The organism is Pseudomonas sp. B19125 (assembly GCF_044218855.1).
Lineage (GTDB): Bacteria > Pseudomonadota > Gammaproteobacteria > Pseudomonadales > Pseudomonadaceae > Aquipseudomonas > Aquipseudomonas edaphica.
Genome location: NZ_CP162589.1, coordinates 5,132,617 through 5,156,920 on the forward strand (window position 1 = coordinate 5,132,617; position 24,304 = coordinate 5,156,920).

Consider the following 24,304-nt stretch of genomic DNA (forward strand, 5'->3'; position numbering starts at 1 on the left):
TATAGCTGCCTGGGAAGAAGCCTGCGATGACCTCCACTGCCGCCCCGCTCGACTTATTGCTGCTGCCAACCTGGCTGGTACCTGTCGAACCCGCTGGCGTGGTGCTCAAGGAGCACGGCCTGGGCATCCGTGACGGGCGCATTGCGTTTATCGGGCCACGGGCGGCGGCCTTGAAGCTGACAGCCAGCGAAGTGCGCGAGCTGCCGGGCATGCTGCTCAGCCCCGGTTTGATCAACGCCCACGGCCACGCGGCGATGAGCCTGTTTCGCGGCCTGGCCGACGATCTGCCGCTGATGACCTGGCTGGAAAAACACATCTGGCCCGCCGAAGCCAAATGGGTCGATGAAGCTTTCGTGCGCGACGGCACCGACCTGGCCATCGCCGAACAGCTCAAGGGCGGCATCACCTGCTTCTCGGACATGTACTTCTACCCCAAGGTCGCCAGCGACTGCGTACACAACAGCGGCATGCGCGCGCAGATCGCGCTGCCGATCCTCGACTTCCCGATCCCAGGCGCCAGCAGCGCCGATGAGGCGATTCGCCAGGGCGTGGAGCTGTTCGGCGACCTCAAGCACCACCCGCGTATCAAGATCACCTTCGGCCCTCACGCGCCCTACACCGTGAGCGACGCCAACCTGGAAAAAATCCGGGTGATTGCCGAAGAACTGGACGCCGCCATCCATATGCATGTGCACGAAACCGCCTTCGAAGTGCAACAAGCCGTGGACAAGACCGGCGAACGCCCACTGGCGCGCCTGGGCCGTCTGGGCCTGCTCGGCCCACGCTTCCAGGCCGTTCATATGACCCAAATCAGCGAGGACGACCTGGCTTTGCTGGTAGAAAGCAACACCAGCGTCATCCATTGCCCGGAATCGAACCTGAAACTGGCCAGCGGTTTTTGCCCGGTGGAGCGTCTGTGGCAGGCTGGCGTGAACGTGGCCATCGGCACCGACGGCGCGGCCAGCAACAATGACCTCGACCTGTTGGGCGAAACCCGCACGGCGGCGATGCTGGCCAAGGCTGTCGCCGGCTCGGCCACTGCCCTGGACGCCCATCGCGCCCTGCGCATGGCTACGCTCAATGGGGCGCGTGCCATGGGCCTGGACAGCGAGATTGGCTCGCTCGAAGTCGGCAAGGCGGCGGATATCGTCGCATTCGATCTTTCGGGGCTGGCGCAACAACCGATCTACGACCCGGTCTCAACGCTTATATATGCCACCGGACGCGAGTGTGTGAAACACCTTTGGGTCGCCGGCAAGCAGTTGCTCGACGACCGGCGATTGACCCGCATGGATGAACAGCAGTTGACCGCCACGGCCATCGCCTGGGGCCAACGGATCAGCGGGCACAGCGAATAACGAAGGTCTTGAACCGCGCCGTTCAGGACTGAATAACCGATTTATCAGATTTAGAGGATTCACCATGAGCAACGTCGACCACGCCGAAATCGCCAAGTTTGAAGCCCTGGCCCACCGCTGGTGGGACCGCGAAAGCGAGTTCAAACCCCTGCACGACATCAACCCGCTGCGCGTCAACTGGATTGACGAGCGCGTCAACCTGGCCGGCAAGAAGGTGCTGGACGTCGGTTGCGGCGGCGGCATCCTCAGCGAAGCCATGGCCCAGCGCGGCGCCACCGTGATGGGCATCGACATGGGCGAAGCGCCGCTGGCCGTGGCCCAACTGCACCAGTTGGAATCCGGCGTGAGCGTCGAATACCGCCAGATCACCGCCGAAGCCCTGGCCGAAGAGATGCCCGAGCAGTTCGACGTGGTTACTTGCCTTGAGATGCTCGAGCACGTGCCAGACCCGTCCTCGGTGATCCGCGCCTGCTTCCGTATGGTCAAGCCGGGCGGCCAGGTGTTCTTCTCCACCATCAACCGCAACCCCAAGGCCTACCTGTTCGCGATTATCGGCGCCGAATACATCATGAAGCTGCTGCCGCGTGGCACCCACGACTTCAAGAAATTCATCCGCCCAAGCGAGCTGGGCGCCTGGAGCCGTCAGGCCGGGCTGACCGTCAAGGACATCATCGGCCTGACCTACAACCCGCTGACCAAGCACTACAAGCTGGCGAGCGACGTGGACGTCAACTACATGATCCAGACCCTGCGCGAGGAGTAAGCCTGTGAAGTTGCGAGCAGTTCTCTTCGACATGGACGGCACCTTGCTGGACACCGCGCCGGACTTTATCGCGATCTGCCAGGCCATGCGCACCGACCGAGGCCTGGAGCCGATCAACCCCCAGCACATCCGCGATGAAATTTCCGGCGGGGCACGGGCGATGGTCGCCGTGACCTTCTCGATGGACCCCGAATCCCCTGGCTTTGAAGCGTTGCGCCTGGAGTTCCTGGAGCGCTATCTCAAGGGCTGCGCAATCCACAGCAAACTGTTCGACGGCATGGCCGAGTTACTGGAAGACATCGAGAAATCCAAACTGGTCTGGGGCGTGGTCACCAACAAACCGTTGCGCTTTGCCGAACCGATCATGCAGCAACTGGGCCTGGCCGAGCGTTCGGCACTGCTGATCTGCCCGGACCACGTGAAGAACAGCAAGCCCGACCCCGAGCCGCTGATCCTGGCGTGCAAGATGCTCGACCTTGACCCGGCCAGCGTGTTGTTCGTGGGCGATGACCTGCGCGATATCGAGTCTGGCCGCGACGCTGGCACCCGCACTGCGGCGGTCACCTTCGGCTACATCCACCCGGACGACAACCCACGCAACTGGGGCGCCGACGTGGTAGTGGACCACCCGCTGGAGCTGCGCAAGGTGCTGGATAACGCGCTGTGCAGTTGCTGATTGTTCGAGATACCCACTAGCACTGAGATCACTGTGGGAGCTGGCTTGCCTGCGATAGCGGTCTGCCAGCTAGCACTTGCGGTGACTGATACTCCGCCATCGCAGGCAAGCCAGCTCCCACATGAAATGGATTCCACTTCAAGGCCTGTTTCAGCTTGAATTCTGTCGAGGTTTTTTATGTTTGATTACTCCGCACGTCCAGAACTGCTCAAAGACCGGGTGATCCTGGTGACCGGTGCCGGTCGCGGGATCGGCGCGGCGGCGGCAAAAACCTATGCCGCCCATGGCGCTACCGTGCTGTTGCTGGGCAGGACCGAAGCCAACCTGGCCCAGGTGTATGACGAGATCGAAGCGGCCGGCCAGCCGCAGCCGGTGGTGATCCCGTTCAACCTGGAAACCGCCCTGCCCCATCAATACGATGAGCTGGCAGCTATGATCGAAAAAGAATTCGGTCGCCTCGACGGCCTGCTGCACAACGCCTCGATCATTGGCCCACGCACGCCGATCGAGCAGTTGTCCGGTGAGAATTTCATGCGCGTGATGCACGTAAACGTCAACGCGATGTTCATGCTGACCAGTACATTATTGCCACTGCTCAAGCTGTCCCAGGATGCGTCGGTGGTGTTCACCTCCAGCAGCGTCGGGCGCAAGGGCCGTGCGTACTGGGGCGCTTATGGCGTGTCGAAGTTTGCCACCGAAGGCTTGATGCAAACCCTGGCCGACGAGCTGGAAGATGTGGCATCGGTACGCTCCAACAGCATCAACCCGGGCGGCACACGCACCAGCATGCGTGCCCAGGCGTATCCGGGCGAAAACCCGATGGAAAGGCCTGCACCGGAAGACATCATGCCGGTGTACCTGTACCTGATGGGGCCGGACAGTGCCGGGATCAATGGGCAGGCGTTTGATGCGCAGTAAGCACTGACACTGTTCACCTGAAACCCCAATGTGAAACTGGGTTCATGTGGGAGCTGGCTTGTGTGGGAGCTGGCTTGCCTGCGATGCGGGCAACTCGGTCTATCTGTTAAACCGAGTTGATACCATCGCAGGCAAGCCAGCTCCCACATTTGCTTAGCGGTGACCGTTAGTTCTTCACCACTTCCTCAAGGGTAAAACGCCCCAGCGGGTTCTGCAGGAAGTTGCTCACGTTCTTGCGTGAGATGTTGATGTACGGGCTGTAGTACAGGTCAATCCAGTTCACATCCTGCTTCGCCAGCTTCTGCAACTCCACATACATCTGCTCCCGCTTGGCCGGGTCGGCCTCGATCCGCGCCTGCGCTACCAACTCTTTAACCTTATCGTTCTTGTAGCGGGTCATGTAGTTCTGGTTGGTGTCATGGCCGAGCACGAAGGTGGTCTTCTGGTCCGGGTCGAGGATGTCGTTGGTCCAGTACATCACCGAAATATCGTACTCACCGTCCACCAGCATCTGCCAGCTTTGGGTCGGGTCGACCTTTTGCAGGTTGGCGGTCACGCCGACCTTGGCCAACTGGTCCTTGATGATCACCGCAATCTGCTCGTCAGCTTCGTTGCCGGCGTTGACCACGTAGTTGAGTTTCAAGTCCTTGGCACCAGCCTCTTCCAGCAGTTTCTTGGCGGCGGCTGGGTCATACGGGCGTTGCAGGTTGTTGGCGTAGTGGTACAGCGAGCCTTTGGGGATGTAGGAATAGGCCACGGTGCCTTGGCCGTACGTGGCGCTCTTGACCAGCGACTGCTTGTCGATGGCCATGTCCAGCGCCTCGCGCACCTGCGGCTTGGCCAGCAGGCCGTGGGCGTGGTTGATCAGCAGGTGATCTTCGCGGGTCGACGGGTCGGCATGGATCACCACGCTTTTGTCTTTCTTCAGCTCTTCCACGCGGGAGAACGGCACGAAGATCGCCGTGTCCAGCTCGTTGTTCTGCACCATGCGCATGCGCGTGTTGTCGTCGGTGACCGAGACCCACTCCACGCCATCCAGACTCACGTTCCTGGCCTGCCAGAAGTTCGGGTTCTTTTTGAGGATCACGCGGTCGCCCTTGCGCCATTCCTCCACGGTAAACGCGCCGGAGGTCACCGGGTTTTCCGAGTAGGCGTCTTCGCCCATCGTGGTCATGGCTTTTTGCGACAGGATCGATACCGTCGGCGAAGCCAGTTGCGAGAGGAAGGCCACAGCCGGGGTTTTCAGCGTGACCACCAGGGTCTGCGGGTCGCTGGCCTTGGCCGTGCTGATCAGGCTGAACGGATCTGCCCACAGCGACGCCTTGTTGTCGCGGATGCGCAACAGGCTGAACGCCGCGTCATCGGCGGTGATCGCCGAGCCATCAGAGAACTTGGCGTCACGCAGCTTGAAGGTGTAGGTCAGGCCGTCCTTGGAAATCTCCCAGCTTTCAGCCAGGCCCGGTTCCATCTTGGTGCCCAGGTTATCCACGCGCACCAAGGTGTCGTAGACGTTGGCGAACACCCACGTATCGCGGTTCTGTGCGCTTTTGATCGGGTCGAACGTGGTGCTGTCTTCACGGCAGCCGATGGTCAGCACGCCGGCGGCGTGGGCCAGCCCGGCAGTGAGGGACCAGGCGGTCAGTGTCGCGGCGGCGAGCAACTTCAAGTGGCGCGATTGCATGTCATAACTCCTTGTTCATGAATGGCAGAAGTGGGTCAAAACAGAGGTTCTTCAAGCACGCAACTGTACCGATGCTCGTGCAGGTAATGGGTCGGCGGCAACACCACGGAACACATCGTCCGGGCATGCCGGCAGCGCGGGTGAAAGGCGCAGCCGGTGGGCAACTTCAGCGGGCTCGGGGGCTCACCGGGCAACGGTTCTGCGGGCAACGGCCGGTGCGGATCGATCTCGGGAATCGCCTCGATCAACGCCGCCGTATACGGATGGCGTGGCGCAGTAAACACTGATTCCACTGGCCCTTCTTCGACGATTTTGCCCAGGTACATCACCGCCACGCGGTCGCACAGGCGCCGCACGATGGCCAGGTCATGGGCGATAAACAGAATCGCCAGGTTCATGCGCTGTTGCAGCTCCAGCAACAGGTTGATGATCTGGCCCTGAATCGACACATCCAGTGCCGCCACGCATTCATCGGCAATGATCAGACGCGGCTCCACCGCCAGGGCGCGGGCGATGCCGACGCGCTGGCACTGACCACCGCTGAGGGAGCCGGGTTTACGGCTGGCGAGTTCAGGGCGCAGGCCCACCAGGTCAAGCAGCTCGACCACGCGAGCCGGTATCTGCTCCGGGGCGACCTTGCGCTGCACCCGCAGCACTTCGGCAAGGGTTTCGCCAATGCTGTGTCGCGGGTTCAGGGCAGCGTAGGGGTCCTGGAAAATCATTGCGGTTTCATGCCGCAGGCGGGCGATGTCGATAGCACTGCCCCGCGCCATGTCGACGCCATCGAACAACACCTGCCCGGCGCTGATCGGGGTGAGGTGCAAAATTGCCCGCCCCAGCGTGCTTTTGCCACTGCCGGACTCGCCCACCAACCCCAGGGTTTCACCTGCGGCCAGGTTGAGCGACACACCATTGACCGCCCTCACCCACTGTTTATTAAGGCCCAACACACCCGTGCCGGACGCGGCAAACCGCACCTCCAGGTCCTTGATCTGCAACAGGCTCATGGGCGCTCTCCCAGCGGATAGTGGCAGGCTACGCGCGCACCTTCGGGCAGCAGCTCAGTACACAACGCCGCCACTTGCGGGCAGCGCGGGTTGAAGCGGCAACCGTCGGGCAAGGCATCCAGTAACGGCGGCTGGCCAGGGATGGTGCGCAGCAAGGCGTGGCCGCTGCTGTGGGCGGGTTGGCAATCGATAAGGCCAGCGGTGTACGGGTGTTGTGGATGGGCCAGCACGTCGTATTTGCTCGCGTGCTCGCACAGGCGTCCGGCGTACATCACCGCGATGGAATCACAGGTTTGCGCCACCACGCCCAGGTCATGGGTGATCATGATGATCGCCAGGCCACGCTGGTCTCGCAGCTCCAGCAGCAGGCGCAGGATCTGCGCCTGCACCGTCACGTCCAGCGCGGTGGTCGGCTCGTCGGCAATCAGCACTTGCGGGTTGCAGCCCAGGGCCACGGCGATCATCGCGCGCTGGCGCATGCCGCCGGAGAACTCATGGGGGTAGTTGTCGACCCGCGCCTTGGGATCGGGAATACCGACCTGGCGCAGCACCTCGATGGCTTGCAGGCGCGCGTCTTTTTTCGACGCACCCTGATGCAAACGGATGCCTTCGGCGATCTGCTCGCCGATGCGCATCAACGGGTCAAGGTGACTGCTGGGGTTCTGGAAAATCATGCCCAGTTGCCCACCGCGCACGGCGCGCATGCCAGCCTCATCGAGTTGCAACAGGTCGCGACCGGCCAGGCGCACAGCGCCGCCTTGCACCCGCAGGTTGGGCGACGGCAACAGGCGCATCAGGCCGCGACAGGCCAGGGTTTTGCCCGACCCGCTTTCACCCACCAGGCCGAGGATTTCACCTTCGGCCAAATCAAAGGACACACGATCAACCAGCGTGACCTCTCGCCCACCATTGTTGGCGATCACGCTGAGGTCCTGCACGTGAAGCAGGCTCATGAACGATCCCCCAATACTTGCGCCACACCATCGGCGAGCAGGCTGAAACCCATGGCCAGGGTCACAATGGCCAGGCCCGGGAAGGTGCAAAGCCACCAGGCGGTGGTGATAAACGCCTGCCCTTCGGCGACCATCGTGCCCCACTCCGCCGTCGGCGGTTGCACGCCCAGGCCCAGGTAGCTCACGGCGGCGCCATTGAGCAGCACCAGCACGGCGTCGGACATCGAAAACACAATCGAGCCAAACATCGCGTTGGGCAATAAGTGCCGGAACAGAATGCGCCCATGGCCAAAGCCCAGGCTCTTGGCGGCCAGGGCGAAGTCGCTTTCCTTGAGCACCAGGATCTGCGAGCGGATCAACCGCGCATACGACACCCAGCCCACCAACGCCATGGCGATATAAAAACTCTGCAAGCCCGGCCCGAGGATGGCCATGATCGCCAGCATCAACACCAGGAACGGGAACGCCAGCACCACGTCGATCACGCGCATGCACACGCTGTCGAAGCGCCCGCCGATGTAGCCGGAAACAGCGCCGATAAAAGTGCCGATCAGGAACGGGAAGATCACGCCGATAACGGCCAGTTGCAGGTCAATCCGCGCGCCCCAGATCACCCTCGAAAGGATGTCTCTGCCGTAGTTATCCGTGCCAAATGGGTGGGCAAGGCTGGGCGCCAGCAAACTCAGATCGGTGTTCTGCGCAATCGGGTCATACGGCGCGAGCCACGGCGCGAACAACGCCAGGGCCAACCACATAAACAAGATCAACAGCCCCCACGCAGCGGTCAGCCGGCCGTTGCGAAAACCAAACCGCAGGCGCAAACGCCACGGCGCAATCAGTGGTCGGCTGCTCATTGCATCTTCACCCGTGGGTCGAGGGCCACGGTCGCCACGTCCGCGACGAAGTTGACCACCACCGTCGCACACGCCAGCACCATCGCCACGCCCTGCACCACCATGTAGTCGCGGGTAAAAATGCCGCGCACCAATAATTGGCCGATGCCGGGAATCGCGAACAGGCTTTCGATCACCACCGTGCCGCTGATCAGCCAGCCGATATTCACCGCCAGCAGGTTAACCGCCGGCACCAGGGAGTTGGGTAACACATGCCGACGAAACACCGCCGCCTCCGATAACCCGCGTGCGCGGGCAGCGGTGACATGGTCAGCCTGCAACTCCATCAGCATGCTCGCCCGCAGGTTGCGCACCAGCACCGCCGCCAGCGCCAGCGCAATGGTCAAGCACGGCAGGACCATGTGGTGGGCTTTATCTGTAAACGTGCGACCGTAGCCCGATACCGGGAACAAGCCCCACTTCACACTCAGCAACAGAATCAGCATCAAGCCCAGCCAGAAGGCCGGCATGCCCAGGCCGACCGTGGTGAACACGCGGATCAGGTTATCCGCCCAACCGCCTTTGTTGCGCGCCGCCACGGTAGCCAGCGGCACCGCGATCAACAGCGCCAGCAGCACACTGCCGAGCACCAGCACCAGCGTCGGCTCAATGCGGGTGACGATCAGTTTCAACGCGTCGACCTTATAGAGCAGTGACTGGCCGAGATCGCCCTTGAGCAGGTTCTTGAGGAAGTAGAAATATTGCAGCCACAAGGGCTGGTCCAGGCCGTATTGGGCGCGGATTTTCAGCAGCGCGTCCGGCGTGCTGCGCGAGCCCAGCAAGGCCCGCGCCGGATCGCCGGGGATCGAGCGCACCAGCACAAAGGTGATCAGGCTGATGCCAAACAACACCGGCAGCAATTGCAGCGGCCGGGACAGCACAAAACGGTAACGCGCAAGATTCATCCGTCAGCCTCGGTGGCGAGCGAGGAAGTCCAGCAGCACCGGGAAGTACGCGTGGGGTTCCTCATAAAACGGCATATGGCTGCTGTTGGGGAATACATGCAACTCGGCGTGTGTGGCGGCGAGTTTCATGCGATGGGCGCAAGCGGGTGTCAGTTCGTCGTGCTGGCCGGTGGTGATCAGGATCGGCATCTTGAAATCGGCCATCTCCGGGATGCGGTTCCAGTCCTTGAGGTTGCCGATATAGAGGAACTCGTTGGGGCCTTGCATGGTTTCGTAAGGCCCCATGTTCCAGTCGCCCAGGGAGCGCTTGACCGGCTCCGGCCATTCGTCCAGACGGCAGACGTGGCGGTAGTTGAGCAAGGTGATAGCGGCCTGGTACTGCGGATGGTCGAGTGTGCCCATGGCTTCATGGCGCTGCATCATGGCCACGGTTTCGCTGCCGAGGGCACCGCGCAGGCGTTCGAGCTCCTGGGACAGGTGCGGAATATCGCCGACGGTGTTTTCCAGGATCAGGCTTTTCAGGGCGTCAGGATAGTGGATGGCGTACTCGATGCCCAACCAGCCGCCCCACGAATGCCCAAGCAGATGCACACGGCCCAGGCCCAGTGCCTGGCGCACGGTTTCGACTTCTTCGACATAACGGCCAATTTCCCACAGGGAAACATCTGATGGTCTGGCTGATGCGCCCGTGCCAAGCTGATCGAATGCAACCACTCGCAGGTTATGCTCTTTGAGCCAGCCATGGGCGTCGCGCAAGTAGTCACACGGCAGGCCCGGGCCGCCGTTGAGACACAAGAGCACCTCATCGCCGTCGCCAAAGCTGTAGGCCACGAGGTTATGGCCATCGACCTGCACGTTGTACTGCTGGTCGGGGGCAATTTCACGCCACATGCATACATTCCTTGTGTTGTATCGGCCTGGCAGGTAGCGGCCGTTTACAGGGCCAACACTACCGAGGATGCCGCGCGTCCATAACCTAGTAGTTCTTATAGGTTTGGCCTGGCAGTCCTTCGCCGGGGCGTGGCATTCTACTTGCCGCAAGTCGAGATTCAAATGAATTCGGGAGCAGAACGGATGCTGTCCAAACTTACTGCCTTCAACAACCGCCTCATGCCCGGCAGGAGCCTGGTTGAACAGATGGACAACACGTTTGTCCTCGCCCAGCAGTTGGGCTTTGATGCGTTGGTGTATGACTACACGCCGGTGCCCATCGACCAGGACGGTTCGCTGATCACGCCTTCGGTGCTGGAGTCGCGCAACACACCGTCGGACTGGCACGCGTTATGGTGCAGCGAAGGTTTTTACCAGATCGACCCGGTGCAGCACCTGGCCTTGAGCACGGTGTCGCCGTTCGTGTGGTCCTATGAGGCCAAAGCCGACACTGCGCTGCAAAAGATCATCGACCCGTGCCATGCGCCCGTGTCCTCTTACCTGCATGAGCGCCAACTGACCTGCGGCGTCACCGTGCCGATCCACCTGCCGCGTGGCGGCTTCGCGTCGCTGACCGGCCTGCGCACCGGCAAGGCCAGCACGGTGCTGGAAGATGCCCAGCAAACCTTGACGGACTTCAGCCTGATCACCCACGCCTTGCAGGAAGCGGCCTACCCGCTGCTGAGCAAAGAGCTACGCACCTACCCGCACATCCATCTGACCAAGCGCGAGCGCGAGTGCCTCAAATGGGCGGCCGAGGGCCTGACCGCCGCCGAGATCGCCACGCAGTTAAGCCGCTCACTGGCGGTGGTCACCCTGCACCTGGCCTCGGCCATGCACAAACTGGGCGCCAAGAACCGCGTACAGGCGGTGGTGCGCGCGACCCATTACCGCCTGCTCGAAGATTGATCCGTCGGTAAAACCTAGCTGTTTTGCTAGTTACTTAAACGCTGCGTGCCGACTATCGTATCCCTGATCCTTTTTTTCAGAGCAGGGTACGAAATGGAATTCATCGAGAAAGTCCGCGAAGGCTACGCGGCCTTCGGCGCCTACCAGACCTGGTACCGCGTCACTGGCGACCTGGGCACCGGCCGCACGCCCTTGGTGATCCTCCATGGCGGCCCCGGTTGCACCCATGACTACGTAGACGCGTTCAAGGACGTCGCCGCCAGCGGCCATGCGGTGATTCACTACGATCAAATCGGCAATGGCCGCTCTACGCACTTGCCGGACAAGGACGCGTCGTTCTGGACCATCGACCTGTTCCTCGACGAGCTGAACAACCTGCTGGACCACCTGCAGATCAGTGACAACTACGCGATCCTGGGGCAATCCTGGGGCGGCATGCTCGGCAGCGAACACGCGATTTTGCGACCCAAGGGCCTGCGCGCGTTTATCCCGGCCAACTCGCCCACCTGCATGCGCACCTGGGTCAGCGAAGCCAACCGCCTGCGCCAGCTGTTGCCCGAAGGCGTGCACCAAACCCTGCTAAAACACGAACTGGCCGGCACTTACCAAGACCCGGAATACCTTGCGGCGGCGCGGATCTTCTATGACCAGCATGTGTGCCGAGTAAACCCATGGCCGGAAGAAGTGGCGCGCACCTTTGCAGCGGTGGACGCCGACCCGACGGTGTACCACGCCATGAGCGGCCCGACCGAATTTCACATCATCGGCAGCTTGAAGGATTGGAGCGTGATCGGGCGCCTGTCGGCGATCAATGTGCCGACGCTGGTGATATCAGGACGCCACGACGAGGCCACGCCCTTGGTGGTCAAGCCGTTCCTGGATGAAATCACTGACGTGCGCTGGGCGTTGTTTGAAGACTCCAGCCACATGCCCCACGTGGAAGAACGCCAGGCGTGCATGGGGACTGTGGTGAAGTTTCTGGACGAGGCGTGTTCGCTGCCGCACCGAGCACTCAAGGCCGGCTGAGTTCAACTGTGGGAGCTGGCTTGCCTGCGATAGCGGTACATCAGTTACAGGTGCAGTGACTGGCTCGCCGCCATCGCAGGCAAGCCAGCTCCCACAGTTTTAGACCTCGGTGGTCTCAGGCTTTGCGGCCTTCCTCGGCACCTCAGCCACCACTGGAATCTCCTTCCCTTCAGCATCAAACAATTTACCGCCACTGAAGTAATCGCCATCGCGCAACGCCGCCACGTCGTGGAAGCACAAACTGCGCTCGGTGCCGGCCACAAACACCGACTGCTGGTCCGAGTTACCGGCGGTGAAGTGGTTGAACGCCAGGTTCAGCAGAATCGCCATGATCGCCGACGAACTGATGCCCGAATGGAAAATGGTCGCAAACCAGGTGGGGAAGTGATCATAAAAGTTCGGCGCTGCAATCGGGATCATGCCGAAACCGATGCTCGTTGCCACGATGATCAGGTTCATGTTGTTGCGGTAATCCACCTTGGACAGCGTGCGAATCCCACTGGCCGCCACGGTGCCGAACAACACAATACCGGCGCCGCCAAGCACCGAAGTCGGCACCGCCGCAATCACCCGCCCCATAAAGGGCAGCAGGCCCAACACCACCAGAAATACACCGCCAGTGGCCACTACAAAGCGGCTTTTCACTCCCGTAACCGCCACCAGGCCGACGTTCTGGGCGAAGGCGCTTTGGGTGAATGAACCGAAGATCGGCGCAAACATGCTCGACAGCATATCGGCACGCAGGCCATTACCCAGGCGCTTGGACTCGACTTTGGTGTCGATGATCTCGCCGACCGCGAGGATGTCCGCCGAGGTTTCCACCAACGTCACCATCACCACGATGCACATGGAAATGATCGCCGCCACATGGAAGGTCGGCATGCCGAAATGGAAAGGTGTCGGGAAGCCGAACATCGGCCCTTGGGCGACGCTGGAGAAGTCCGCCATGCCGAGGAATACCGCGATCACGGTGCCAATCACCATGGCCAACAGAATCGACAGGCGCGAGATGGTCGCGCTGCCGATCTTGCTCAGTAGCAACACCAGCACCAGGGTCAACGCCGCCAGGCCGATGTTGGCCATGCTGCCAAAGTCCGCTGCGCGGCTATTGCCGCCCATGGCCCAGCGCGCCGCCACCGGCATCAGCGTCAGGCCGATGGTGGTGATCACGATGCCGGTGACCAGCGGCGGGAAGAACTTGGTGATCCGTGAGAATACCGGCGTGATCAATAAGCCGATAAATGACGCGGCCATCACCGCCCCGAGAATCGCCGGCACCCCGCCCGCGCCATCACTGCCTACGATGGCCACCATGGTTGCCACACCGGCAAACGACACGCCCTGCACCAGCGGCAACTGGCAGCCAAAAAACGGCAGGCCGAGGGTTTGCAGCAACGTGGCCAGGCCACCGGCAAACAGCGAGGCGGCGATCAGCAGGCCGATATCCGCCGGCGACAACCCGGCCGCCTGGCCGACGATCAGCGGTACGGCAACGATGCCGCCATACATGGTGAGCACATGCTGCAGGCCGTAAGCCATGTTGGCCGCGACGCCGAGATTCTCGTCTTCTGGCCGCTGCGGTGACGCCTTCGGGATAGTCATGGTGAGGGGTTCTCTGTTTTTGTTGTGCGAACACTGTATGCAATGTTTGGACTTGATGTCCATAGAGTTGTATACAATCAATCGAACAAGATACCCTCCATCGGCGTTACAAAAACTATCCGGCCGTCATGAGCCAGAACGCCAAAGGACCTAGAACAATGAAAAAGGCATTACAGGGCGCCACCGTTGCATTGACCCTTCTCGGCGGTGGGGAGGCCGTCGCGCTGGAATGGATGAACAACAGCGTAGGGTTTCGCTACGGCCAGCACTTCACCAACCCCAACAACCCCGACGACTTCAGCAAGCGCATCTACAGCTTTACCCACGCCAGCGGCTACCAGTACGGCAGCAACTACCTGAACCTCGATGTGTTTCTGTCCGACAGCAGCGACCCACGCAAGGGCACCGACCAGGGTGGCAGTGAGGTCTACGCCGTGTACCGACACCAGCTGTACGCCTCACGGGTATTCGATGTGCCTCTGGGCACCGGCCTGGTCAAGGATTACGCCCTGACCCTGGGCTTCGACGCCAACCGCAACAACAACTTCGCCTCAGCTAAAAAACGCGCGCTGGTGGTCGGCCCGACGTTGAAGTTCAACACCGTCGGCGTGCTGGATTTGAGCCTGATGTACTACAAGGAAAAGAACCACACCGGCATCCCCGGTGCGAAAGAGTCGAACCACACCTTCGACGACACCTACATGCTCAACCTGACCTGGATGCGCCCGTTCGACATCGCCAACCACGCGGCGAAGTTCCAGGGGTTTATCAATTACGTCGGGGAAAAGGGCGAGGACTACCACGGCCGCGACACCGCGCCGGAAACCCTGATGCGCACCGCGCTGATGGTGGCGGTGCGGCCAGGTAAAAGCGTGAAGCCGAACCTGTACCTGGGGGTGGGTTACGAGTACTGGCATAACAAGTTCGGGGTGGATGGTGGCATGGGCACCCGGACCTCCACGCCTACGCTGAATATGGAAGTGACGTTCTAACTGAAGAAACCCAATCAACTGTGGGAGCTGGCTTGTGTGGGAGCTGGCTTGCCTGCGATGCAGACAACCCGGTGCATCAGGTACACCCTGTTGATGCCATCGCAGGCAAGCCAGCTCCCACACTAGCCCTCTCCCACATTTTTGCTTGGGTTTCAGTTTTAGGCGCTTGCGAGTTCCGACTTATCGGCTTTCGGCCGCGCCAGCCAGTAACCCAGCACCGCCAACGGCGCAGTCGCCAACATCACAATCACGGTGATCAACAGCGGCTGGTCGATCAACGACGACACCAGCAGGCTGCTCAGAAAGCACAGGCCCAACTGCAGGGTGTTCTGCAGCGCCGCCGCCTTGCCGGAATTTTCCGCAAAGGGCATCAACGCATTCGCCACCACGATCGGGTAGCTGGCGCCGTTGACCAACGCCATCAGGCAGAACGGAATCAACAAGGTGGTCAGGGTCGGCACGGTCAAGGTCGCAACCAGGTACAACGCCACCATGCTGATGCAATAGGCCACCAGCAACCACGGCAGCAGGGTTTTGCCCTGGTAATGCTGCAAGGCGCTGCGACAGCTGTAACCGCCGACCAGAAAGGACAAGGTCGGCAACACGTAACTCAGGCCGATGTCATTCGGGCTGTAACCCATGTCGCCAAGGATGAACGGCGACGCGGTGAGCCAGGCAAAGAAGCTGGCCGAACAGGCGGCGAAGATCATCACATTGCCGGTAAATACGCGGGAGGTCAGCAACTGCCCGTAGCCAAGGCGCGAAGGTTCGCCCTCCTCGGCCAGACGTTTCGGCATTTTGCGCAGCAACAACGTCGGCAACAGCAACAGCACTGACACAACCAGCAATACCGCGAAAATCGCCTGCCAGCCAAAGTGGTTCAGCACCATCGCGCCCAACAGCGGCGCCAACGCCGGTGACAGCGACATCAGCGGCATGATGCTGGCGAACACACGGTGGGCCTTGTCGGCCGGGTAACGGTCAATCACCAGCGCCTGCCAACTCACAGCGGCGGAACACACACCAATCGCCTGGATAAAACGCAACGCCAATAACTGCGGCGCCGTCTCGACCCAGAACATCCCGGCGCAGCCCAGCACAAACAGGCTCAGCCCGGCGAGCAGCACCGGCTTGCGCCCCAGGCGATCGGACAATGGCCCCCACAGCAACTGCCCGAGCGCAAAGCCGGCGAGGAAAATACTCAAGCTGGCGCCCACCGCGCCCGCACTGATCTGCAACTGCTCGCCCATGGCGCCAAACGCCGGCAAGTACATGTCCATGGCCAGATAACCGAGCATGCTCAGCCCCGCCAAATACCAGGTGAAACCAAAAGAATTTTTCATTGAAGCCTTGTGGATGCTGCCATCAAACTATTTGCTGACTGGCGCCCATTATGAAGCTGACAGGCTGTGTGTGAAGCGATAATAATTGGACACTTGAATCAAATATTTTGAAGGCAACCGCTATGTGGTCCGAATACTCCCTGGATGTAGTCGATGCCGTGGCACGCCATGGCAGCTTCAGCGCCGCTGCCCAGGAATTGCACCGCGTGCCGTCAGCCATCAGCTATACGGTGCGCCAGTTGGAGGAATGGTTGGCGGTGCCGCTGTTTGTGCGCCGCCATCGCGATGTGGAGTTGACCCCCGCTGGCCGTCTATTTATAGACGAAGCGCGCGGGGTGATGAAAAAAATGCTTGGAACCCGGCGTTTGTGCCAGCAGGTGGCCAATGGCTGGAGCGGCCAGTTGAAGGTCGCGGTGGACTCCATCGTCAAACCCCAGCGCTGCCGGCAACTGGTGCTGGATTTTTATCGGCAATTCCCTGAGGTGGAATTGCTGCTCGAATACGAGGTGTACAACGGCGTTTGGGACGCCCTGGCCGATGAGCGCACCGACATTGTGATCGGTGCCACCAGCGCAGTGCCGGTGGCCAGCCGCTTCACGTTTCGGGACATGGGCCTGCTCAACTGGCTGTGTGTGGTCAGCGCCCAGCACCCGCTGGCAAGCGTCAACGGCTTGCTCAGTGACGACCAACTGCGCCCGTTCGCCTCGCTGTGCATGACCGACACCTCGCGCAACCTGCCCAAGCGTGACACCTGGACCCTGGATAACCAGCGCCGTTTGGTCGTGCCCAACTGGGCCTCGGCACTCGATTGCCTGCGCGATGGGCTGTGCGTGGGCATGGCGCCGGCTCATCAGGTATTGCCGTGGGTCGAGCGTGGCGACCTGGTGGCGCTGCAACTGAGCCGACCGTTTCCGGCCAGCCCGTCGTGTGTGGCGTGGGCGCAGGATAAGGTATCGCCGGCGATGAGTTGGTTATTGGAGTACCTGGGCGATACCGAAACCATGAACCAGGAATGGCTCAATGGCCCGGATCTCTGAATATCACGCCGATCCAATGTGGGAGCTGGCTTGCCTGCTCCCACATTTTGATCCGGTTTCAATCCAGGAGACGGGTGATGGCCCGCACAATCATCTCAACCTCCTTGGCATCCAGCGTCAGCGGCGGCAACAGGCGGATGATCTTGCCCCGCGTCACATTGATCAGCAGCCCATGCTCCTGGGCCGCACGCTGGGCCAGGTCACGGTAAGGCCTGGCCAACTCGATGCCGACCATCAAGCCCTGGCCGCGAATCGCCAGCACCTGCGGGTGCTCGCTCAACTCCACCCGCAACCGCGCCAGCAGGCGCTCGCCCTGTAGCGCGGCGTTGTGCAGCAAGCCTTGTTCTTCAATGATGTCCAACACCGTGCAACCCACGCGGCAGGCCAGCGGGTTACCGCCAAACGTGCTGCCGTGGCTGCCTGGCGTGAACAACTGGGCCACCGCGTCCCGGGCCAGGCAGGCACCGATGGGCACGCCGTTGCCGAGGCCTTTGGCCAGGGTTATCACGTCGGGCACGATGCCTTCGTGCTGGAACGCAAACCAGGCGCCAGTGCGGCCGATACCGGTCTGGATTTCATCGAGCATCATCAACCAGCCGTGGCGCGTGCAGTGGTCGCGCAGCGCCTTCAGGTAACCGGGCGGCGCGGGCAGCACGCCGCTTTCACCCTGGATCGGCTCGAGCAAGATCGCCGCGATGCGCGTGCCGAATTGCTCGGTAATGGCCGCCAATGCGGCCAAGTCGCCAAAGCGCACCTTGAGAAAGTCCCCCGGCAGGCGCTGGAAACCCAGGCGCACCGAAGGCCCGTCACTGGCGGCCATAGTGCCCAGCGTACGCCCGTGAAACGCGTTCTCCATCACCACCACCAAAGGCTCTTCAATGCCTTTTTTCCAGCCATGCAACCGCGCCAGTTTCAGCGCGGTCTCGTTGGCTTCGGCACCGGAGTTATTGAAGAACGCACGGTCCAGGCCGGATAACCGCGTCAGGCGCTCGGCCAGGCGCTGCTGCCAGTCGATGCTGTAGAGATTGGAGGTGTGCAGCAACAGTCCCGCCTGCTCGCTGATCGCCGTGACCAATTTGGGGTGGGAGTGCCCGACATTGGTTACCGCCACACCGGCCACGGCGTCGAGGTATTCACGGCCCTGCTGGTCCCACAGGCGCGTGCCCAGGCCACGGGTAAAGCTCAGGGCCATGGGTTGATAGGTGGTCATCAGGCAGGCGGCGGTCATGGTGGCAGGCTCCAGTGCATCGTTGTGATGCTGCCAGTATCGTTAGCCACCTGAGCTGGATAAACTGCGCATTCCTGCAATGACTTTAAATCAGGGCTTGATAATGGATCTGTTCCAGTCGATGTCGGTGTACGTGAAAGTGGTCGAGGCCGGCAGCATGACCGCCGCCGCGCAGGAATGCGGGCTGTCGACCACCATGGTCGGTAACCACTTGCGCGCGCTGGAGCAACGGCTGGGGGTCAGCTTGCTGAAGCGCACCACGCGCAAACAGAGCCTCACCGAATTTGGCGGGCAGTATTACCAGCGTTGCCTGGAAGTGCTGGGGCTGGTGGCCGACTCTGAACTATTGGCAGAGCAGATCCACAGCGAAACCCCCAAAGGCAGCCTGCGCATCACCGCGCCACCGGTGTTCGGCACCGAACGCCTCACACCGGCCTTGAGCGAATTTGCCCAGCGCTACCCGCAGATCAATCTGTATGTCGAACTCAGCAATGAGCGCATGGATCTGGTCGACAGCGGCTTCGACGTTGCGATCCGCCTGGGCGAGTTGGAAACCTCAAGCCTGATCGCCAGGCCGATGCAGGCCTATACCCTGACGCTCTGTGCGTCACCGGCGTACCTGGCGCGACGTGGCATTCCGCAGACGCCCGACGACTTGCGCCAGCACGACTGCCTGGCGTTTGCCTACCCGGCGAACGATAACTGGCGAGACACCAGCAAACTGTGGCGCATGACCGGCGATGCAGGCGAAGTGGAGGTGCCGGTGGCCGGAGCATTGACCATCAACAGCTCCCAAGGCTTGCGCCAGGCAGCCGTGAACGGCATGGGCATCATCATGCTGGCCGATGCCCTGGTGCAGCCGGACCTGGAGAGCGGCAAGCTGGTGGCGTTGCTGACCACCTATCAACTGCCCAGCCGCCCCATGCACCTGCTCTACCGACAGGACCGCTACCGCCTGCCCAAGCTGCGCGCTTTTGTGGATTTCGCCATGGAAAAGTGGGCGCGCTAAAAGCTCACCCCCAACGCGCGCAAACGCGCGGCAGTGCGCTCGGCCGACACATGGTGAATGCCCTGCCAGCCGAGGGCTTCAGCGGCCTCGATATTGCCGGCAACGTCGTCGATAAACACCACTTCCCTGGCCTGGATATCCGGCAAGTGAGCGCGAACCTGATCAAGGCTCGCGTGATAGATCGCGGGGTCCGGCTTGATCAACTTCAACTCGCCAGACACGACGATATCGCGCAAGTGCTGCAGAAACGGGTAGTTGGCCCGTGCGTAAGGGAAGGTTTCAGCCGACCAATTGGTGAGCCCGAACAGCGGCATATCGGCCTTATGCAGCGCCTCAAGAATGGCCACGCCATCGGGCAACGCGCCACGCAGCATTTCGTGCCAACGGTCGTAATAGGCCTGGATCAGGGGTTCATGCTGCGGGTATTGCTCGATAAGGTGGCGGGTGCCTTCGGCCAGGCTGCGGCCGGCGTCTTGCTCGGTGTTCCAGGCTTGGGTGCAGATGGTGTCGAGAAAGTGTTGCCGTTCGGCGTCGTCGGCAATCAGCTTGCGGTAAAGGTGCTGCGGGTTCCAATCGAAGAGGACACCGCCAAAATCAAAAACTACTGCACGAATCGTCATCAGATCCTCCGTTAGCGTGGCTTGATAGCCGAGGGAGTCTGGCAGATTTTGGAAAGGAAGAGTTGCGCGCCGAAGCGTAGGAAGGTTCCCAAAAGGGAGGCTTACAAAGATCAAATGTGGGAGCGGGCTTGCTCGCGAAAGCGGTGTATCAGTCACCAAATAGGCTGGCTGATAAACCGCTTTCGCGAGCAAGCCCGCTCCCACATTTTTTTTGACCGTGTTTAGGCTTGGATCAGGCCCTTGATCTTCACAGTCGGATTCACATCAGCTTCATAGTCCACGCCGTCGATTTCAAACCCGAACAAACGCAGGAACTCCGCCTTGTAGCCAGCGAAATCGCTGATCTCGTTGACGTTGTCATCGGTCACCTGATTCCACAGTGCAGCCACGGCGTCCTGAACCTTCGGCTCCAGCTCAGCCAAGTCGGCGCGCAGGCGGCCGTCGGCGTCCAGCTTCGGCTCGCTGCCGTACAGGCTGTCTTTGAACAGGCCGTAAACCTGTTCGATGCAACCTTCGTGGGTGCCCTGCTCTTTCATCACTTTAAACAGCAGCGACAGGTACAGCGGCATGATCGGGATCGCGGAGCTTGCCTGGGTAACCACGGCCTTGAGCACCGACACACGGGCGTCGCCCTTCAGCGCAGCGAGGTTGTCGCGCAGGGTCAGGACTTTTTTGTCGAGGTCTTTCTTGGCTTCGCCGATGGAGCCGTTCCAGTAAATATCCTGGGTCAGCTTCTCGCCGAGGTAGGTGAACGCAGTGGTCTTGGCGCCTTCGGCCAACACGTCGGCGTCACGCAGGGCGTCGATCCACAGCTGCCAGTCTTCGCCGCCCATGACTTTCACGGTGCCGTCGATTTCTTCCTGGGTTGCAGGCTCAAGAGTGGTGTCGACCACAACGCCTTTGTCGGTGTTGATACCGCGCAGGGTCACGGCCTTGCCGATCGGCTTGAGGGTGGAGGTGTGCACCACGCCTTGCGGGTCGGTACGGCGTGGCGCGGCCAGGCTGTAAACCACCAGGTCGATCTTGCCCAGGTCTTTCTTGATGGTTTCGATGGTCAGGCGCTTGATCTCGTCAGAGAACGCGTCGCCGTTGATGCTCTTGGCGTACAGGCCTTTTTCCACGGCAAACTTCTCGAACGCCGCGCTGTTGTACCAGCCGGCGGAGCTCAGCTTGCCTTCTTCGCCTTCTTTCTCAAAAAACACGCCCAGGGTGTCGGCGCCGCAGCCAAACGCAGCACTGATGCGCGCGGCCAGGCCGTAACCGGTGGAAGCACCGAGGACCAGCACCTTTTTTGGGCCGCCTTCGATGGCGCCATGCTGGGTTACGTAGTCGATCTGCTCTTTGACGTTCGCTTCACAGCCAACAGGGTGAGCGGTCACACAGATAAAGCCACGAACCCGCGGTTTGATGATCATAAAATTTCTGCCTCTTCCAAGGGGTCGACGGCCAGTGGTGGCCATTCAACTTCAATCGTACCGGTCTATGACGCGCGAAAAACCGAAGCGTCACGATAGACGCAAATCTTCTGTTTACAAAATCCAATCGGCAAAACAGCTGGCGCGCAGCACCGCCTGGTTAAAAACTGTGTTCAACGTTCACAAATTCGCAATATTTAAAACGCCCGGCGCCGTGATAACCCACTATCATGGCGGGATTGTTTCGCTTTGTTTCAGGTCCGGAGCCTCGCTTCATGAGTAAAAGTGCTGTGCAAAAAAAATTGGTCTCAGTCGCCTGGGTACTCGGCGTTCTGCTGTTCATCTATTGCTTCCCACGTACCAGCCTGGTGTTTCTGCTGCTGGTGCTGTTCTGCGGCATTTATGATTTCCTGCGCAACGGCCTGTACGACCGCGACACCATCAAGAAATACTTCGTTGGTAACGGCCGCAACACCTGGATATTGGCGCCGTTCAATACCCTGTTCGACCTGTTGAGCCTGCGCAACCGCCACGTCTACACCATGCGTGACCTGCCGCCCGCCTGGCGCGAAGACCTGCAACAAGTCATCGACGACGCCATGGCCAACAAGGACGAAATCATCAGCTACCTGGACGAGCGCATGGCCGAGAAAAAGCGCGGCATGTTGTTCTTCCAATGGTACGGTCGCCCGATCGAAACCACCCTGGACATTCCGCAACTGCGCAAGAAACTGCCGTTTGTGAAGACCATCGGCGTCTCGGTGTTCAACGAAAACCGCTCCACGTCCTTCCACTTCGGCCCGCTGCGCATGATGTTCCGCGTGCTCTACAACATGGCGCCGGCGCCGCATCACGACGGTGTTTACATCCAGGTGGGCAAGCACAAGCACTACTGGCACGATGACCCGCTGTTCATCTTCGATGACACGCTGATGCATGCCTCCTTCAACAAAAACGACGCAAAGCGTTACTGCCTGTTCATTGACATCGTGCGGCCGACCTTGCTGCCCTCAGTGCTCAACGCCGTGATTTCGGGTTTTGCCGGGTTGGTGTTTACCCTGCGTCGGGTTTTCTACAAAAACTGGAAGCTGATTCAGTAAGTTCTGCGGCATGATGGTGTTGACGGCGTTTGCGCCCTGCCCTTCTGGCGGCCAAACTAACTGTCTAGTGCGACCGAGTTCGGCGCTCACCATTCTCCAGCCATCGCCGCCCCTGGCGGCTGCGATGGCTGTGCTTTCAAGGAATCAGAATGCCCCAACGTCAAGTCATCAATGCCTCCGTCAGCCCCAAGGGCAGCCTCGAAACCCTGTCCCAACGTGAAGTCCAGCAACTGAGTGAAGCCGGTTCCGGCAGCATCTACACGTTGTTCCGCCAGTGCGCCCTGGCCATCCTCAACACCGGCGCGCATATCGACAACGCCAAGACCATCCTCGACGCCTATAAAGACTTTGAAGTGCGTATTCACCAGCAAGACCGTGGCGTGCGCCTGGAACTGTTGAACGCCCCCGCCGATGCCTTCGTCGATGGCGAGATGATCGCCAGCACCCGCGAAATGCTCTTCAGCGCCCTGCGCGATATCGTCTACACCGAGAACGAGCTGGACAGCCAGCGCATCGACCTGAGCAACTCCCAGGGCATCACCGACTACGTGTTCCACCTGCTGCGCAACGCCCGTACATTGCGCCCGGGTGTCGAACCGAAAATCGTGGTGTGCTGGGGCGGGCACTCGATCAATACCGAGGAATACAAATACACCAAGAAAGTCGGCCACGAACTGGGCCTGCGCAGCCTTGACGTGTGCACCGGCTGCGGCCCCGGCGTGATGAAAGGCCCGATGAAAGGCGCGACCATTTCCCACGCCAAGCAACGCATTACCAACGGCCGTTACCTGGGCCTGACCGAGCCGGGCATCATCGCGGCCGAAGCACCGAACCCCATCGTTAACGAGCTGGTGATTCTGCCGGACATCGAAAAACGCCTGGAAGCCTTTGTGCGCGTGGGCCACGGCATCATCATCTTCCCGGGCGGCGCCGGCACGGCCGAAGAGTTCCTGTACCTGCTGGGCATCCTGATGCACCCGGATAACCGCGATGTACCGTTCCCGGTCATCCTCACCGGGCCGAAACAGGCCGCGCCGTACCTGCAACAACTGCACGCGTTCGTCGGCGCCACCCTCGGCGAAGCGGCGCAGGCGCACTACCAGATCATCATCGACGACCCGGCCGAAGTGGCCCGCCAGATGACCGTCGGGCTCAAGGCCGTGAAGCAGTTCCGCCGCGAGCGCAACGACGCGTTCCACTTCAACTGGCTGCTGAAGATCGACGAAGGCTTCCAGCGCCCGTTCGACCCCACCCACGAAAACATGGCCAGCCTGCAACTGAGCCACGCGCTGCCGCCCCATGAGCTGGCGGCCAACCTGCGCCGCGCGTTCTCGGGGATTGTGGCCGGTAACGTCAAGGACAAGGGTATTCGCCTGATTGAGCAGCATGGCCCGTATGAGATTCACGGTGACCCGGCGATCATGAAACCCTTGGACGAGCTGTTGCAGGCATTTGTCGCCCAGCACCGTATGAAGTTGCCGGGCGGCGCAGCCTATGTGCCGTGCTATCGCGTGGTGCAGTAACTAGCGCTGCACCGCCACGCATTTGATTTCCACCAATAGGCCGGGGTGTGCCAGTTCGGACACCCCGATCGTGGTCCAGGCGCAATGCCCGCGTGGGAACAGGCGGTTTTTCACCTCCCGAAAAACCGCCATGTGCTGGCGCATGTTCACGTGATAAGTGGTCATGTCCACCACGTCATCGAAGCTGCAACCGCCCTCTTCCAATACTTCCCTCAGGTTTTCCCAGGCCGCGATAAATTGCGCCTCGGGGTCTTCGATCACGGCCAGCTGCGGTGTACGGCCGACCTGGCCTGCGCAGTAAAGAGTGTTGCCAACTTTTACCGCAGGCACGTAGCCGGCGCGCTCGACAATGGGTTGCATGGCGGCAGGAATGATGAGCTGACGTTCGGTCATAGCGTGTATCTCTTTGGGTCGCA

23 protein-coding genes are annotated in these 24,304 nt (G+C 60.9%); 11 read left to right on the top strand and 12 right to left on the bottom strand.

The genetic code is table 11. The features are described from left to right. Positions 1 to 26: 26 nt before the first annotated feature. From AB4P96_RS23255 to AB4P96_RS23270, 4 genes are all read left to right on the top strand, one after another. Positions 27 to 1,358, top strand: coding sequence for a TRZ/ATZ family hydrolase (locus tag AB4P96_RS23255; protein WP_017136108.1), 1,332 nt, complete (start codon positions 27 to 29; stop codon positions 1,356 to 1,358). A gap of 64 nt (positions 1,359 to 1,422) precedes the next feature. Further along, on the top strand, positions 1,423 to 2,121 hold the full coding sequence (gene ubiG, locus AB4P96_RS23260) for a bifunctional 2-polyprenyl-6-hydroxyphenol methylase/3-demethylubiquinol 3-O-methyltransferase UbiG (protein ID WP_003172645.1): 699 nt from the start codon (positions 1,423 to 1,425) through the stop codon (positions 2,119 to 2,121). 4 nt (positions 2,122 to 2,125) lie between these two features. Continuing rightward, on the top strand, positions 2,126 to 2,797 hold the full coding sequence (mupP, locus tag AB4P96_RS23265) for an N-acetylmuramic acid 6-phosphate phosphatase MupP (RefSeq protein ID WP_099549098.1): 672 nt from the start codon (positions 2,126 to 2,128) through the stop codon (positions 2,795 to 2,797). Between the two features lie 177 nt (positions 2,798 to 2,974). Next, a complete protein-coding gene (locus AB4P96_RS23270) occupies positions 2,975 to 3,715 on the top strand; it encodes a YciK family oxidoreductase (protein ID WP_169985664.1) in 741 nt (246 codons plus the stop codon). A gap of 166 nt (positions 3,716 to 3,881) precedes the next feature. Here the strand turns inward: AB4P96_RS23270 and AB4P96_RS23275 are convergent, their stop codons facing one another. Genes AB4P96_RS23275 through AB4P96_RS23300 form a run of 6 tightly spaced genes read right to left on the bottom strand, consistent with a single transcriptional unit; the run spans position 3,882 to position 10,045 of the window. Next, positions 3,882 to 5,396, bottom strand: a complete 1,515-nt coding sequence (locus AB4P96_RS23275; protein WP_176991199.1) for an ABC transporter substrate-binding protein — start codon at positions 5,394 to 5,396, stop codon at positions 3,882 to 3,884. Between the two features lie 35 nt (positions 5,397 to 5,431). Further along, positions 5,432 to 6,403, bottom strand: coding sequence for an ABC transporter ATP-binding protein (locus tag AB4P96_RS23280; protein WP_236447634.1), 972 nt, complete (start codon positions 6,401 to 6,403; stop codon positions 5,432 to 5,434). After that, complete coding sequence (locus AB4P96_RS23285; RefSeq protein ID WP_395600128.1) at positions 6,400 to 7,356, bottom strand: ABC transporter ATP-binding protein; 957 nt, start codon at positions 7,354 to 7,356, stop codon at positions 6,400 to 6,402. Before AB4P96_RS23285 ends, AB4P96_RS23280 begins: the two co-directional genes overlap by 4 nt. Then, the gene (locus AB4P96_RS23290) at positions 7,353 to 8,210 is read right to left on the bottom strand and encodes an ABC transporter permease (RefSeq protein WP_017136112.1); all 858 of its coding nucleotides are present in this window, start codon (positions 8,208 to 8,210) and stop codon (positions 7,353 to 7,355) included. The genes AB4P96_RS23285 and AB4P96_RS23290 overlap by 4 nt, the downstream gene beginning before the upstream one ends. Beyond that, positions 8,207 to 9,154, bottom strand: coding sequence for an ABC transporter permease (locus AB4P96_RS23295; RefSeq protein ID WP_017136113.1), 948 nt, complete (start codon positions 9,152 to 9,154; stop codon positions 8,207 to 8,209). Before AB4P96_RS23295 ends, AB4P96_RS23290 begins: the two co-directional genes overlap by 4 nt. Positions 9,155 to 9,157: 3 nt before the next feature. After that, positions 9,158 to 10,045: a proline iminopeptidase-family hydrolase gene (locus AB4P96_RS23300; protein ID WP_017136114.1), complete on the bottom strand. Its 888-nt coding sequence runs from the start codon at positions 10,043 to 10,045 to the stop codon at positions 9,158 to 9,160. 183 nt (positions 10,046 to 10,228) lie between these two features. Here AB4P96_RS23300 and AB4P96_RS23305 point away from each other — a divergent pair, with 183 nt between their 5' ends. Beyond that, positions 10,229 to 10,993: a LuxR family transcriptional regulator gene (locus tag AB4P96_RS23305; RefSeq protein WP_170038929.1), complete on the top strand. Its 765-nt coding sequence runs from the start codon at positions 10,229 to 10,231 to the stop codon at positions 10,991 to 10,993. 93 nt (positions 10,994 to 11,086) lie between these two features. Further along, complete coding sequence (locus tag AB4P96_RS23310) at positions 11,087 to 12,019, top strand: proline iminopeptidase-family hydrolase (RefSeq protein WP_170038927.1); 933 nt, start codon at positions 11,087 to 11,089, stop codon at positions 12,017 to 12,019. Positions 12,020 to 12,118: 99 nt separating this feature from the next. Here AB4P96_RS23310 and AB4P96_RS23315 read toward each other — a convergent pair whose 3' ends face one another. After that, positions 12,119 to 13,621, bottom strand: a complete 1,503-nt coding sequence (locus tag AB4P96_RS23315) for a nucleobase:cation symporter-2 family protein (protein WP_395600129.1) — start codon at positions 13,619 to 13,621, stop codon at positions 12,119 to 12,121. Between the two features lie 158 nt (positions 13,622 to 13,779). Between AB4P96_RS23315 and AB4P96_RS23320 the strand changes: the two genes are divergently transcribed. Continuing rightward, positions 13,780 to 14,613: a hypothetical protein gene (locus AB4P96_RS23320; protein ID WP_017136118.1), complete on the top strand. Its 834-nt coding sequence runs from the start codon at positions 13,780 to 13,782 to the stop codon at positions 14,611 to 14,613. Positions 14,614 to 14,771: 158 nt separating this feature from the next. Here AB4P96_RS23320 and punC read toward each other — a convergent pair whose 3' ends face one another. Next, entirely contained in the window at positions 14,772 to 15,956 is a 1,185-nt protein-coding gene (gene punC, locus AB4P96_RS23325) for a purine nucleoside transporter PunC (protein WP_169985654.1), read from the bottom strand. Positions 15,957 to 16,078: 122 nt separating this feature from the next. Here punC and punR point away from each other — a divergent pair, with 122 nt between their 5' ends. Beyond that, entirely contained in the window at positions 16,079 to 16,993 is a 915-nt protein-coding gene (gene punR, locus AB4P96_RS23330; RefSeq protein WP_099549104.1) for a DNA-binding transcriptional activator PunR, read from the top strand. A 58-nt stretch (positions 16,994 to 17,051) separates the two neighbouring features. Here punR and AB4P96_RS23335 read toward each other — a convergent pair whose 3' ends face one another. Continuing rightward, entirely contained in the window at positions 17,052 to 18,221 is a 1,170-nt protein-coding gene (locus AB4P96_RS23335; RefSeq protein ID WP_017136121.1) for an aspartate aminotransferase family protein, read from the bottom strand. 103 nt (positions 18,222 to 18,324) lie between these two features. On the opposite strand from AB4P96_RS23335, the gene AB4P96_RS23340 reads away from it, so the two are divergent. Beyond that, positions 18,325 to 19,230 carry a LysR family transcriptional regulator gene (locus tag AB4P96_RS23340; protein WP_138450197.1) on the top strand — a complete coding sequence of 302 codons (906 nt, stop codon included), beginning with the start codon at positions 18,325 to 18,327 and terminating at the stop codon, positions 19,228 to 19,230. Here AB4P96_RS23340 and AB4P96_RS23345 read toward each other — a convergent pair. Together AB4P96_RS23345 and fabV are read right to left on the bottom strand one after the other, a co-directional pair. Beyond that, positions 19,227 to 19,850, bottom strand: coding sequence for an HAD family phosphatase (locus tag AB4P96_RS23345; RefSeq protein WP_017136123.1), 624 nt, complete (start codon positions 19,848 to 19,850; stop codon positions 19,227 to 19,229). The two genes, AB4P96_RS23340 and AB4P96_RS23345, sit on opposite strands and share 4 nt — an antisense overlap. Before the next feature lie 221 nt (positions 19,851 to 20,071). Further along, complete coding sequence (gene fabV / locus AB4P96_RS23350; RefSeq protein WP_065929256.1) at positions 20,072 to 21,265, bottom strand: enoyl-ACP reductase FabV; 1,194 nt, start codon at positions 21,263 to 21,265, stop codon at positions 20,072 to 20,074. Positions 21,266 to 21,540: 275 nt separating this feature from the next. Here fabV and AB4P96_RS23355 point away from each other — a divergent pair, with 275 nt between their 5' ends. Further along, positions 21,541 to 22,365, top strand: coding sequence for an aspartyl/asparaginyl beta-hydroxylase domain-containing protein (locus tag AB4P96_RS23355; RefSeq protein ID WP_017137465.1), 825 nt, complete (start codon positions 21,541 to 21,543; stop codon positions 22,363 to 22,365). Between the two features lie 149 nt (positions 22,366 to 22,514). Next, the gene (gene ppnN / locus AB4P96_RS23360; protein ID WP_017137464.1) at positions 22,515 to 23,888 is read left to right on the top strand and encodes a nucleotide 5'-monophosphate nucleosidase PpnN; all 1,374 of its coding nucleotides are present in this window, start codon (positions 22,515 to 22,517) and stop codon (positions 23,886 to 23,888) included. Here ppnN and AB4P96_RS23365 read toward each other — a convergent pair whose 3' ends face one another. Beyond that, on the bottom strand, positions 23,889 to 24,281 hold the full coding sequence (locus tag AB4P96_RS23365) for a RidA family protein (RefSeq protein WP_099549595.1): 393 nt from the start codon (positions 24,279 to 24,281) through the stop codon (positions 23,889 to 23,891). Positions 24,282 to 24,304 lie beyond the last annotated feature (23 nt).